Source organism: Emticicia sp. C21 (assembly GCF_003418935.1).
In the GTDB taxonomy this organism is placed as follows: Bacteria; Bacteroidota; Bacteroidia; order Cytophagales; family Spirosomataceae; genus Emticicia.
Genome location: NZ_QVMT01000001.1, coordinates 973,929 through 989,180, shown reverse-complemented (window position 1 = coordinate 989,180; position 15,252 = coordinate 973,929). Strand labels below are relative to the sequence as shown.

Here is a 15,252-nt window from a genome sequence, read left to right as displayed (position 1 = left end):
AAACCCAAAATTAACCCGAAATACCCAAACGCAATGATGATTCAGGAACCCCTTTTACAACTTGGCTGGCGTACCAAAATAGACCCTTTTACTATTCTGTTTATGAGAGCCGACAGCAACTACACAGAAGTACATCTCAACAACGGAAACATGATTCTTTCGGCAACATCATTGGGGAGGTTAGCCAAACGATTGCCTTCCTGCCAGTTTATAAGACCTAACCGATCGGTACTGGTAAATCTTGATTTCCTGACAGAATATCAGAGAAGAGACAAATCTATTAAACTCAATAATAATGAAGTGATTCAGGTATCGAGGAGAAGAACTAAACAGGTAACCAGAAGCATCAATACTTATTAATCTTAAATAAATGAAGCTGAAAAACAAACAGCTAAAAAGACCTTTCGTGGTAGAAAGAATAGATTCGGAGGGAGTTCCTGACGAGGAATTTCTCTCCGGTCTTTACATCTCCTACCATAAATTAACCCAAAAACTTTCTGCCATTATGAAATATCTTTATTATTTAAAAAACAGTCTCACCAGAAGTATTTTAGTGCTTTGCATGCTCTGCTTTGCAAACGAAAGTTTCGCACAGCAATTAGACTTTCTAAGGCAGGCAATTATGGGTAGTAATACACATAGTTCAGTAGCATATAAGGTAGCTACTGATAATGCCGGAAATGTATATGCCACAGGTAGTTTTTATGGAAATATTACCTTCGGGGCCATAAGTTTAACCTCCGGGTCTCCTACTTACGGTGATGTTTTTATTGTTAAATACAATTCTTCAGGTACTGTACTTTGGGCTAAAAGAGCGGGAGGCATCTTTAATGATGGCGCAAATAGTATTGCTGTTAAAGACGGGTATGTTTATATATGTGGTAGTTTTACTAATACTGCCAATTTTAATACGCCTTCTTCTAACGCAACCAATACAATTACTAGTGCGAATTCTGAAGATATGTTTTTAGCTAAATTTGATGACTCAGGAAACTTTCAGTGGGCAAAAAGAGCAGGAGGACCAGAAAGTTTGGAAGAATTTACAGGAATTACAGTTACCAGTTCTAAAATCTATGTAACAGGTGATTTCACAGGCAGTTCGACTATCAATTTCAATACTCCAAGTGCAACCGGCACTAATGAATTGCAAGGCAATGGCAATAATAGATATATGTGCGTGGCTCAGTATGACCTCAGCGGAAATTTTCAATGGGTAAGGGGAGCAGGTGGTACCAGTGGTACAACTCATGCTTATGATCTTGTTGCAACAGAGGATGGCGTTTATGTTGTTGGGTCTTTCCAGGGAAACATCAGCTTTGACCAATCGGGTCAACATGATTTTTTATTGACAACTCCAGGCGGGAGTGATGGATATGTGGTTAAATATGAAACTAACGGAGATGTCTCATGGGCCAGGCAAGTTTCTTCAACGGACTATGCATATATAAAAGCAATCTCTATTAATGGGTCTTCGATTTATATAACGGGAGACTATAGTTCATCTGCAACCTTTGGTACAACGACTCTTTTTACGGCACCTGAGAGTGAGCCTTATACTTATATCTATGATGTTTTAGTCGCAAGATATGAGACAAATGGAGACCCTGTTTGGGCTAAAAGAGCTGGGGGAATACTTATAGGCCATTCAGCCGCAGGGTATGATATTGATGCTAATGATGCCGGAGTGTTTATTTCAGGTAAATTTAATAATACGATAAATTTTAATACTCCCTACTTTACCGGGCTCAATGAAATTTCTAATATATCCTCTGCCAGAGGATCTTTTGTGTCGAAATTTGACGAGACTGGTAACTTTCAATGGGCCAAACGTTCGGGTGGAGACGCCTCCTCATCTATTCAGAATAATAGTATAGCTGTTTCTGGTAATGCTATTTATTCAGCAGGGTTTTTTAAAGGAACTGTTAATTTTAACACGCCAGATTCTCCAGGAACCAACGAACTTACTGCAGTATCTTCTCAAAGGGAATTTTATCTTGCCCGGTATACAGATAGTGACGCGCCTAAAATAAATATTAAAGGAAACACTAATTGGGTAATAAACGGGAGTACGGTTCCGGATACAGAAAACAATACCGATTTTGGTTCTCAGAGTGCTTCATCGGGTAGCATTGTAAAAACATTTACCCTTTCAAATACGGGCACCACATTGTTAAATCTAACTGGCACACCCAAAGTTGCGATTAGCGGTACCAATGCCGCAGATTTTACCGTTACTATACAGCCTGTATCACCACTGGCAGCGACCATAGGTACAACTGACTTTCAAATCACTTTTGATCCTTTAGCACAAGGCTTAAGAACTGCTAATGTAAGCATCGCCAACGATGATACAGATGAAAACCCTTATACTTTCGCCATTCAGGGTACAGGTAGTACGCCTGCAAGCACCACCACAACCCTCACCTCCAACAACAACCCGGCCAGCGTAGGGGGTAATATACAGTTTACGGCTACTGTAATACCAAATACGACTACAGGTACGGTTACCTTTAAAGAGGGCGCTACCACATTAGGCACAGCAACGCTAAGTAGTGGGGTAGCTAAATTCAATACTGATTTACTGACAGTAGGTACACACAGCATTACAGCCGAATATGGTGGTGATGGTTCAAATATTGCCAGTACTTCAAGTGCTGTTTCCCAGGTAGTTAATGCCTTAACAGCCCCTAATCTGAGTTTTATCAGGCAATCGGTAAGTAGTTCACTCTCTTATCTTGGTGCTATTTCGGCTACCGCTATTGATGCTGACGGAAATGTTTACGTAACAGGCCTGTTTAAAGGAGATATTTCTTTAGGTAATGTAGGTCTCATCAATGCAGGAGGAGGGCTATCATATGATGTATTTATTGCCAAGTATAATTCCTCAGGTGCTTTACAATGGGCTAAAAGAGCCGGCGGCACAAATGATGATGTGGTTACTGATATTGCGGTATCAGGTACAGATATTTATATTGTTGGGACTTTTACTGCTACAGCTAATTTTAATACGCCTTCAGCCACAGGCAGTAATGAAATCACAAGTGCCGGAAGTACAGATATATTTATTGCCAGGTATAATAGTTCTGGTGATATACAATGGATCAGAAGAGCAGGAGGAGCTAATACTGATGCAGGCGAGGGTATAACTATTTTAGGAACGGATATATATATTACAGGTAATATCAGGCTTACAGCTAATTTTAATACCCCTTCGGCATCGGGTAGTAATGAAATAATTAGCGGTAGTGGTATACTTGACGATATATTTATTGCTAAATATAATGCCTCAGGTAATTTTCTTTGGGCCAGAAGAGCCGGAGGTTCAGGGCATGATCAAGGCTCTGGAATAGTAGCATCGGCCACAGGTATTTACGTAACAGGTTACTTCAATGAGACAGCTAATTTTAATACACCATCGGCTTCTGGTAGCAATGAGATTACAAGTGCAGGGAATGGAGATATATTTTTAGCTAAGTATAGTCCGGCAGGAGATTTACAATGGGTAAAAAGAGCAGGTGGAACAGGAGGAGATTTCGGAAATGCTATCGCCTTTTCTGGCACAGATGTTTATCTGACTGGTAGTTTTAGAGGTACTGCTAACTTTAATACCCCTTCGGTCACAGGAAGCAATGAAGTTACAAGTGCTGGAGAGACCGACCTGTTTTTAGCTAAATATAATGATTCAGGAGAGTTACAATGGCTTAGAAGGGCAGGAGGGACAGAGAGTGAAAATTTAAGCAGCGTAGGTGTCTCAGGTTCTCATGTGTACATGACAGGTAATTTTGCCGGTACAATTAATTTTAATACGCCCTCGGTCACAGGTAGCAATGAAATTACAAGTGCCGGGAATGAAGACGGTTTTCTTGCCGATTATTCTACCACTGGTACTTATGTTTTCAATAAGAGAATTGGAGGAACTGGTTATACGAATATAAGCGGACTTGCGTTAACAAACACGACTGTTTATATAGCCGGTGGTTTTATAGATAATATTAATTTCAATAATCCTTCGGCAAGTGGAAGCAATCAATTAGTAGCTACCTCAGGAACAGATGCTTTTCTGGCTAAATATAATTTTGCAACAACTTCAACAAACATCGCGCTTACATCTAACAACAACCCCGCGAGTGTAGGGGCAAATATCCAGTTTACGGCAACAGTAACGCCAAACACTGCCACAGGTACTGTTACTTTTAAAGATGGTTCTACTACTTTAGGTACAGCTACTTTGAGCAGTGGCATTGCCAGATTCAATACCGATTTACTAATAGTAGGTACACATAGCATTACAGCAGAGTACTCAGGCGACTTAACTAATGCTGCCAGCACTTCCAGTGCGGTTTCGCAGGTGGTGAATGCGCTCACTGAGCCACAACTTAATTTTATCAGGGGGTCTATTTCTTCCGGAGCACAATTTAACAGAACGGCCATTGATGCCTCAGGTAATGTATATGTAGCCGGGTTCTTCGCCGTAAGTGCCACCATAAGTGGTAATACTGTTCAAAGTGCTGGCGGTAACGACATTTATATTGCCAAGTTTAATTCTGCGGGTGTTTTGCAATGGGCTAAAAGAGCTGGAGGAACAGGCGATGACAGGGTTTATGGTCTGGCAGTATCGGGTAGCGACGTTTACCTCACAGGGAATATTACAGGTACTGCTAATTTCAATACTCCATCGGCAAGCGGTAGTAACGAATTGGTAAATTCTGGAGGCGATGGTTTTATTGTGAAATATAACGCCCTGGGTGATGTTCTATGGATCAGGAGAACAGGTGGGTCTGGTAGAGGAATTGCCATATCGGGTACTGACATATACGTGTGCGGCGATTTTGCAGGTACAGCTAATTTCAATAACCCATCAGCTTCTGGTAGTAATGAAATCGTAAGTGCCGGGTTAAGCGACGTTTATCTGGCAAAATATAATACATCAGGCGATATACAATGGGTAAGACGTGGCGGTGGCACAGGAACTGAGATAAGTTATGGCGCAATTGTAACATCAGGAAGTGATATTTACATAGCAGGGGGATTTGAAAGTACCGCCAATTTTAATACACCTTCCAATGCTGCCACTAATTCGGTCATAAGTGCAGGGAGTTCAGATATTTTCGTAGCTAAATTTAATTCAGCGGGCAATTGCCAATGGGCTAGAAGAGGGGGCGGAACAAATCAGGATTACGCTTATGGAATAGCTGTCTTGGGAACCGATGTATATGTTGGAGGTGTGTTTACAGGTACTGCCAATTTTAATACGCCATCAGCAAGTGGTACCTTCGAAATTGTAGATGTATTGAATAGTGACGCTTTTCTGGCAAAATATAATGCCAATGGTGCTATTCAGTGGGCTAAACGAGCAGGAGGATTATACGTTGATGGTGCAGTAGACATAAAGGCATCAGATACAAATATATTCATGGCAGGTGCTTTTGGCGACACGGCCAACTTTAATACTCCATCGGCCGAAGGAAGTAATGAAATCGTATCTGCCGGACAATCAGATGGCTTTCTGGCGATGTATGATGCCTCTGGTAATGTAAACGGTCTTAAAAGAATGGGAGGTATAGGTATGGAGAGAGCCAGTGGTATAGCAGTATCGGGTAATAATGTTTCAGTTGTGGGCAATTTTAGTAATAGCATTAATTTTAATAACCCATCAATAACCGGAAGTAACCAGTTGGTTGCGCTCAATAACTCTGAAGGATTTTTAGCCAGATACACAATCAACGCTAGTGTAACCACTACTACTGCACTTACTTCAAACAACAACCCTGCTAACCCGGGTGCTAATGTACAACTGACAGCCACGATAACACCAGGTGCAGCCACAGGCACCATAACATTTAAAGAAGGCGCTACGGTTTTAGGTACTACCACTATAAGCGGCGGAACAGCTACCTTAACTATCAATACCCTTACAGCAGGTACTCATGTTATCACTGCTGAATATAGTGGTGATGGGGTGTATGGGAGTAGTGTATCAGATGTACTTTCGCAGGTGGTGAATTGTACTGCCCCGACAGGTACGGCCAATGCTATTATTTGTAGCGGCACAACGGCCTCATTAAGTGCTTCATGTGCAACAGGAACAGTAAGCTGGTATAATTCAACCAGTAGTACCAGACTTTCAACTGTTTCACCATTTGTTACTCCACCGTTGACAACTGCTACAACCTATAACGTTCGTTGTGAAACTGTTGGATGCAACAGTGCATTTGTAAGTGTAAATGTGACAGTAAATGCGGCTCCTAATACAGTTATTTCCTATCCGTCTCCGGCTATTTGTAAAAATGCGGGCACTACAGATATTGTGCGCTCGGGTACAACAGGAGGCACATTCAGCTCAAGCCCTGGTGGTTTATCACTCAATAACAGTACAGGCCGCATTACACCGGGTACCAGTACGGCAGGCACCTATACAGTTACGCTCACTATAGCTGCATCCGGAAATTGCCCTGCATATACCGCAACAACTGCTATAACCATCACCGCCGTACCAAGTGCGACAATCGGATATGCAGGCAATGGTTTTTGTACTACGCAGGGTGTTCAGAATGTAACCCTGACAGGGACAGCCGGAGGTACTTATTCTGCTCAACCATCAGGACTGACAATTAATGCCAGCACAGGCCAGATTACGCCGGGCTCCAGTACACCCAATAATTATATAGTTTATTATAGTATTCCTGAGACAGGAGGTTGCGCCGCATACCAGACAAGCGCTAATGTGGCAATCGGCACACCTGCAAGCGCCACAATTGCGTATACAGGCTCACCCTTCTGTACTACTTCTTCAGTTAAATCAGTTAATCGCACAGGTACAACCGGGGGGACATTCAGTTCAAGCCCGGCGGGTTTGACTATCAGCTCAAGCAATGGGCAGATTACCCCTGGTACAAGTACACCTAATACCTATGCAGTTACCTATACGATTGCAGCCAGTAGTGGATGTCCGGCTTTTACAACTACTACCAGCATAGCAGTTTCAGCAGCACCCAGCGCCACAATCAGCTATGCGGCCAACAGTTTTTGTACGAACGAAAGTCCAAAAAGTGTTTCGAGAACCGGTACAACCGGTGGAACTTACTCTGTTCTGCCGTCAGGGCTGACAATTAATGCCAGCACAGGCCAGATTACACCTTCTACCAGTACACCTAACGATTATACTGTCTATTATACTATCCCTGCAGCCAATGGCTGTGCTGAATTCCAGACTTCTTACAATGTATCAATCAGGCAGGTGCCTGATGCTACTATTAGTTATACCGGGTCACCTTTCTGTAGTACTTCAGAGCCAGTAACTGTAAACCTGACAGGTACAGGTGGAGGTACGTTTACGTCAAGCCCCACAGGACTGACTATTAATTCAGGTTCAGGACAAATTACTCCGGCGAGCAGTTTACAGGGCAATTATACCATTACTTATACTATCGCTGCCAATGGCGGATGTGCAGCCTTTACCAGCACGGCAAATGTAGGCATCTCTACTGTACCCAATGCAACTATTACTTATACAGGTACACCATTCTGTGGTGCTACCACCCCTATTGAAGTCAGCCGGACAGGCACAGCCGGGGGTACTTTTACGTCAAGTCCTTCAGGATTAACTATTAATCCGGCTACCGGACAAATTACACCCGGTACCAGTTCGATGGGTACTTATACTGTTACCTATTCGGTTTCCGGAGCCTGCCCACTATATACTTCTACTACAAGTCTAAGCCTGAATGCATTACCCAGCGCGCCGACTAATGTTACTACCAGTACTAATTCAATTTGTGGCAGCGAAAGTGTATCACTTTCAGCTACTTGTAGTAGCGGTACTTTAACCTGGTACAATCAGGCTACCGGAGGAACTGCCTTAGGAACAGGTACTGCCTTTAGTCAGACACCAGCCACCACTACTACTTACTATGCAGCCTGTAAAAATGGTGCTTGCGAAAGTAGCAGGGTTGCTACTACTCCGGTCGTAGTTCAGCAGGCAAACATAGGGTATGACACCCCATTTAGTGAGACCGGAGATAATTTCCCGGGATTTTTAGTACAAAATAACTTATTTGGATACAAGGTCCGCATCACAAAACCTATCATGGTCAGTGCTGTTTCGGCAATCTTATCTCAGAATATCAACGGTGGGGCAAGAATCCGCTTTGCGGTTTACTCTGATGTGAATAATGTCCCGACAAATCTTTTGGCAAGTTCGTCAGGCAATTCTTCGGATAATGCACCAACACTCAATGCCGGACTAAACAGTTTTCCACTGGATAATCCGGTTACATTAAATTGCGGTGATTACTGGATTGCTTATGTAGTGAAGGCAGGTGTAAATAATGGTGAGTACTTTTTGCTGAATCAGCAACTGTCTAATCCAACTTTCTATCTTCCATTAAATTTTGCCAATGCATTCCCTGCTACCATTAATGCACAGAACGTAAGTAGCAATGGCAATAATGTACATAATGTCTATCTAACCGGGGTTCCTGATTGCGGGCCTGATGCCCCAACCAATATTTCGGTTTCTACTACCTCAGCCTGTTCGGGAGCAAGCATAGTATTATCTGCCACCTGTAGTTCAGGAGTAGTCCAGTGGTACAATAGCCAGACAGGAACTGCTGCCATAGGAACAGGCAGCGGGCTTTCGGTAACATTAACTAACAACACTACCTATTATGCTTCCTGCAAAGCTGGTGGATTAGAAGGATGTAGATTACCTACTTCTCTGGTGAGTGTAACACCAGCACCGACGTTAACAGCAGGTGCTGTAACTTCCCCATCAGTATGTGGTGGAACAAATGGAAAAATAGCTTTTACAACAGCGTTAGGTAATGGATCATATTCGATTACTTTTACAGGTTCAGGAAGTCCGAAAACGATTAATGTGGTGAATGGTACATTTGAGTTAACCGGGTTATCAGCAGGTACTTATAGCGATTTTGCAATCACGACCTCAGGTTGTATAAGTAGGGACGCAACAAGTAAATCTATTGCAGACCCAAGTGCGCCATCGGCACCAGTCATCAACGCACCAGGTCCAAGAGTAGTTTGCTCTCCAAATACCCTTACTTTGACAGCCAGTGGATGTGCCGGAACCATCAGGTGGTCGAATGGTAGCGGTGGTACAAGCCTGACGCTTTCATCGGTTGGTACTTATGCCATCTCAGCAACTTGTACAGTCAATAATTGTGTTTCTAATGCCAGCAATTTAGTAACAGGTTTAGAAATTCTCGCTCAGCCTTCTGCACCAACCATTACAACTCCTAATTCAAAAGTAGTGTGTGCACCAAATACTTTAACTTTAACAGCCAGTGGATGTGCCGGAACAGTGAACTGGTCAACGGGAGCAACAGGTACAAGTTTGGTTTTATCAAGTGTGGGAACTTATAGTATTACTGCCACTTGTACAGTGGGTAGTTGTACCTCTCCATCAAGTATTGCAGTGACAGGTTTGCAGATTGTGACTCAACCATCTGCGCCAATAATTACGGCACCTAATCCAAAAGTAGTGTGTGCACCAAATACATTGACCTTAACAGCCAGTGGTTGTGGCGGAACAGTGAACTGGTCAACGGGAGCAACAGGTACAAGTCTGGTTTTATCAAGCGTGGGTACCTATAGTATCACAGCTACTTGTACAGTGGAAAATTGTATTTCTCTAGCTAGTTCAGCAGTAACAGGTCTGCAAATTGTTGCTCAGCCTTCTGCACCAACCATTACAGCTCCTAATCCAAAAGTAGTATGTGCGCCAAATACATTGATCTTAACAGCCAGTGATTGTGCCGGAATAGTGAACTGGTCAACCGAGGGGACAGGCACAAATATCACACTTTCGAGCGTAGGCACTTATAGCATTACAGCAACCTGTACAGTAGGTAGTTGTACGTCTCCGATAAGTCAGGCTGTAACAGGTTTACAGATTGTTACTCAACCATTAGCACCAACTATTATCGCCCCAACTCAGAAAGTAGTGTGTGCACCAAGTACATTGACTTTAACAGCGAGTGGTTGTGGTGGAACAGTGAACTGGTCAATGGGTGCGACAGGAACAAGTTTGATTTTATCAAGCGTAGGCACTTATAGTGTTAGTGCCACTTGTACAGCGGGTTCTTGTACTTCTCCCGCAAGTGCAGTTGTAACAGGTTTACAGATTATGACACAACCAAGTGCTCCAACTATTGTTGGTCCAAATCCAAAAGTAGTTTGTTCCCCAGGCACATTAACTTTAACAGCCAGTGGATGTGGAGGAACAGTGAACTGGTCAAATGGCGGAAGTGGCACAAGTATTACACTTTCGAGTGTGGGTACTTATAGTATTACTGCCACTTGTTTAGTGGGTAGTTGTACCTCTCCATCAAGTATTGCAGTGACAGGTTTGCAGATTTTGCCTCAACCATCAGCACCAACCATTACCGCCCCTAATCCAAAAATAGTGTGTGCTCCAAATACATTGACTTTAACAGCCAGTGGCTGTGGTGGAATAGTGAACTGGTCAACCGGAGCAACAGGTACAAGTTTGGTTTTATCAAGCGTGGGTACTTATAGCATATCAGCTACCTGTACAGTGGGTAGTTGTACATCTCCGGTAAGTCCGGCCGTAACAGATTTGCAGATTGTAACTCAGCCAAGTGCGCCAACTATCACAGCACCAACACCAAAAGTTGTATGTGCCCCAAACACATTGACATTAACAGCTAGTGGATGCGCAGGCACTGTAAACTGGTCAAATGGTTCATCAGGTACAAGTCTGACGCTTTCAAGCGTGGGGACTTATTCAATCTCTGCTACTTGTACAATCGGCAGTTGTACTTCTCCAGCAAGTACCGCAGTGACAGGTTTGCAAATATTCACTCAACCATCTGCGCCAACTATTACAGCTCCTAATTCAAAAGTAGTGTGTGCACCAAGCACCTTGACCTTGACAGCCAGTAGTTGTGCTGGAACAGTGAACTGGTCAACGGGAGCAACAGCTACAAGCCTGGTTTTATCAAGTGTAGGTACATATAGCATTACAGCCACTTGTACGGTTGGAAGTTGTACATCTCCAGCAAGCTCATCCGTGACAGGTTTACAGATTGTGACCCAACCATCTGCCCCAACCATTACCTCGCCAACACCAAAAGTAGTATGTGCCCCAAATACATTAACCTTGACAGCCAGCGGTTGTGCCGGAACAGTGAACTGGTCGAATGGTGGAAGTGGGACAAGTATCACACTTTCTTCGGTGGGAACTTACAGCATTACGGCCACCTGCACGGTTGGTAGTTGTACTTCATCTTCGAGTCAGGCTGTAACAGGTTTACAGATAGCAGCACCGCCAACGGTTACCATTACTGGAAATATTAATTTATCATGTAATATCGCTTCTGTGACCAGAACAGCTAATGGGAGTGGCTCATCACCTACCTATCAATGGTCAAATGGACTAGGTACTGATGCCACAGCTACTATTTCCTCTCCAGGTACATATACAGTTACAGTAACTAGTGATAATGGTTGTACATCAACATCGACCACTTCGGTAACTCTTGAAAGTTCAGTGCCGTCTGCCCCAACTATCACAGCTCCTAATCCAAAAGTAGTTTGTGCACCAAATACATTGACCTTAACAGCCAGTGGTTGTGCAGGAACTGTAAACTGGTCAAATGGTGGAAGTGGCACAAGTATCACACTTTCAAGTGTAGGAACATATAGCATTACAGCAACCTGCACAGTAGGTAGTTGTACATCCCCTATAAGTCAGGCAGTGACAGGTTTGCAGATTGTAACGCAGCCAAGTGCGCCAACTATAATTGAGCCAACACTAAAAGTAGTTTGTGCACCGAATACATTGACTTTAACAGCTAGTGGTTGTGCAGGAACAGTGAATTGGTCGAATGGTGCAAGTGGCACAAGTCTGACACTTTCATCAGTTGGAACTTATAGTATTACAACCACTTGTACGATAGGCAGTTGTACATCTCCTATAAGTCAGCCTGTAACAGGTTTGCAGATTGTGACTCAGCCATCTGCACCAACCATTACAGCGCCGAATCCAAAAGTAGTGTGTGCACCAAATACATTGACTTTGACAGCTAGTGGTTGTGCAGGAACAGTGAATTGGTCAACAGGTGCATCGGGTACAAGCTTAACACTTTCAAGTGTAGGAACTTATTCAATTTCAGCTACTTGTATAGTTGGAAGTTGTACTTCCAATGCAAGCGCAGCAGTAACAGGCTTACAAATCGTAACCCAACCATTAGCACCAACTATCACCGCTCCAAATCCAAAAGTAGTCTGTGTCCCAAACACATTGACATTAACAGTTAGTGGATGCGCAGGCACTGTAAACTGGTCAAATGGTTCATCAGGTACAAGTCTGACGCTTTCAAGCGTGGGGACTTATTCAATCGCTGCTACTTGTACAATCGGCAGTTGTACTTCTCTAGCAAGTACCGCAGTGACAGGTTTGCAAATCATCGCTCAACCATCAGCACCAACCATTATAGCGCCAACACCAAAAGTAGTGTGTGCACCGAATACATTGACTTTAACAGCCAGTGGTTGTGCTGGAACAGTGAACTGGTCAACAGGAACAACAGGTACAAGCCTGGTTTTATCAAGCGTTGGCACTTATAGTATTACAGCAACCTGTACAGTGGGAAGTTGTGCTTCCCCAGCAAGTTCAGCAATAACAGGTTTACAGATTGTAACACAACCATCTGCGCCAACTATTACATCCCCTAATACAAAAGTAGTGTGTGCCCCAAATACTTTGACTTTAACAGCCAGTGGTTGTGCTGGAACAGTGAACTGGTCAACGGAAGCAACAGGTACAAGCCTGGTTTTATCAAGCGTGGGTACTTATAGCATTACGGCTACTTGTACGATTGGTAGTTGTATTTCTCCAGCAAGTTCAGCAGTTACTGGGTTAGAAATTGTATCCCAACCAAGTGCGCCGACTATTACAACACCAAGTCCAAAAGTAGTTTGTTCACCTAATACATTGACTTTAACAGCCAACGGTTGTGGTGGAACTGTAAACTGGTCGAATGGAGCAACAGGGATAAGTTTGGTTTTATCAAGCGTGGGTACTTATAGCATTTCTGCAACCTGTACAGTTGGTTCTTGTACAAGTGCAGCCAGCCAAACGGTTACAGGCTTACAGATTGTGACTCAACCAAGTGCGCCAACCATTACCGCTCCTAATTCAAAAGTAGTATGTGCACCGAATACTTTGACCTTAACAGCTAGTGGTTGTGCAGGAAAAGTTACTTGGTCAAATGGCTCATCTGGAACAAGTTTAACACTTTCAAGCGTGGGTACTTATAGCATTACGGCTACTTGTACAGTGGAAAATTGTACATCTCCAGCAAGTCAGGCAGTGACAGGTTTGCAGATTGTGACTCAACCTAATGCGCCAACCATTACCGCTCCTAATTCAAAAGTAGTATGTGCACCGAATACTTTGACCTTAACAGCTAGTGGTTGTGGTGGAACTGTAAGCTGGTCAACAGGAACAACAGGTACAAGCCTGGTTTTATCAAGTGTGGGTACTTATAGCATCACAGCTACTTGTACAGTGGGAAGTTGTACATCTCCAGCAAGTTCAGCAATAACAGGTTTACAGATTGTAACACAACCATTAGCGCCAACCATTACCGCCCCAACTCAGAAAGTAGTATGTTTACCAGGCACTTTGACATTGACCGCCAGTAGTTGTGCTGGTACAGTAAATTGGTCAAATGGTGGGAGTGGTACAAGTTTAACACTATCAAGTATTGGCACTTATTCAATCTCAGCTACTTGTACAATTGGTAGCTGTACAAGTGTGGTAAGTACAGTTGTAACAGGTTTACAGATTACATCTCAACCTATCGCTCAAGCAACTAATACCGGACCTTATAATATAGGTCAAACGATTCAATTAAATGCATCTGGCGGTACCTCTTACAATTGGACAGGGCCAGCTTCATTTTCCAGTTCGATTCAAAATCCTGCTATTCCTAATGCAATAGAGAGTAATGGTGGAATTTATACAGTCACTGTTTCTAACAATGCCTGCTCTGCTACCGCTACAACTCAGGTTATTGTCAGTGGTATAGACCCTTGTATACAGGTGGTTGATTTGCAGTATGTAAAATCAGGAGACCCTTACCAGAATATGTTCTCCTTGAAAGATGGCATGATTATCCAGCAAATTCCTGAACAGGTCTCAATTATTGCCAAGCCCATATGTCCAACTACTTCAATTGGAAGCGTTGATTTAACTATCACAGGCCCTGAAATTAACTGGACTATCTTACAGAATGTAGAACCTTATGCAGTTTTTGATAATTTGGGCGTCAATGTATATGGTCGCAACCTGATACCAGGTACTTACACGATGACCGTAACAGGCTATACAGAAGATAACCGGATAGGAGGAACAGTCTATGGCCCGGTGGTAACAACCTTTACAGTGGTGGGTACAATGGCCGTGATTCATGCACCGACTGTTCCTAATAACCGTTTGTGTGCTGGTAGTACAGTTGATGTGACCTTCGGGACAATAGGTGTATTCGACTCAAGTAACAGGTTTAATATTCAATTATCAGACTCAACAGGTGGCTTTACAAATCCTATTATGATTGGAACAACGTCTATAGCCGGAACCATTACCTGCCAATTACCACAGAATTTATCATCGACCGGCCGTTATCTGATTCGGGTAGCTTCCTCTAATCAAGTGGTTGCCAGTAATCCAACCTTGCAATACTTGTCTGTTGTGCCAGCTACGAAGAGCCTGACAGCAAATGTCAATACAGGTACAATTACCGAACAGGCATCTATACTGATTAATGCAAACAATAAGATTACTTCTCCAGCGAATGTGACATACAATTCAGGGAAAGCTATTTTATTAAATCCAGGATTTGAATCAAGAGAGGGTAGTGTTTTTAAAGCCCAGATACAGAGTTGTAATAATTGATATGAAAACTTAACGTTTTTTTCTGAGGCAATTCAAAAGACAGAGTTTAGTAATTTTTATCTTGCTAGACTCTGTCTTTATAATATGTAATGACACCCTATGAATGCAGACGACATTGCAGACGAATTTCTTTTACTAAGCTTAACTTATTTTACTTTTTTCTTGTGTCAAGAAAGTTCTGTTTCCCGGCGAGGTCACTCTTCATTAAGAATAGAAGTTTCCTGAACTTTAGATGCGGGCGGGACATGCAGTCCGGGGACACCCCGTCACAATCACAATATATATTACTTCCACAATAGCTAATTCAGATC

2 protein-coding genes are annotated in these 15,252 nt (G+C 43.0%); both read left to right on the top strand.

What is annotated here, in order from left to right; genetic code table 11:
• The first annotated feature begins 33 nt into the window (after positions 1-33).
• The gene (locus tag D0T08_RS04040; RefSeq protein ID WP_116981289.1) at positions 34-360 is read left to right on the top strand and encodes a LytTR family DNA-binding domain-containing protein; all 327 of its coding nucleotides are present in this window, start codon (positions 34-36) and stop codon (positions 358-360) included.
• Between the two features lie 10 nt (positions 361-370).
• Positions 371-14,941: an S-layer family protein gene (locus D0T08_RS04035; protein WP_116981288.1), complete on the top strand. Its 14,571-nt coding sequence runs from the start codon at positions 371-373 to the stop codon at positions 14,939-14,941.
• Positions 14,942-15,252: the final 311 nt, after the last annotated feature.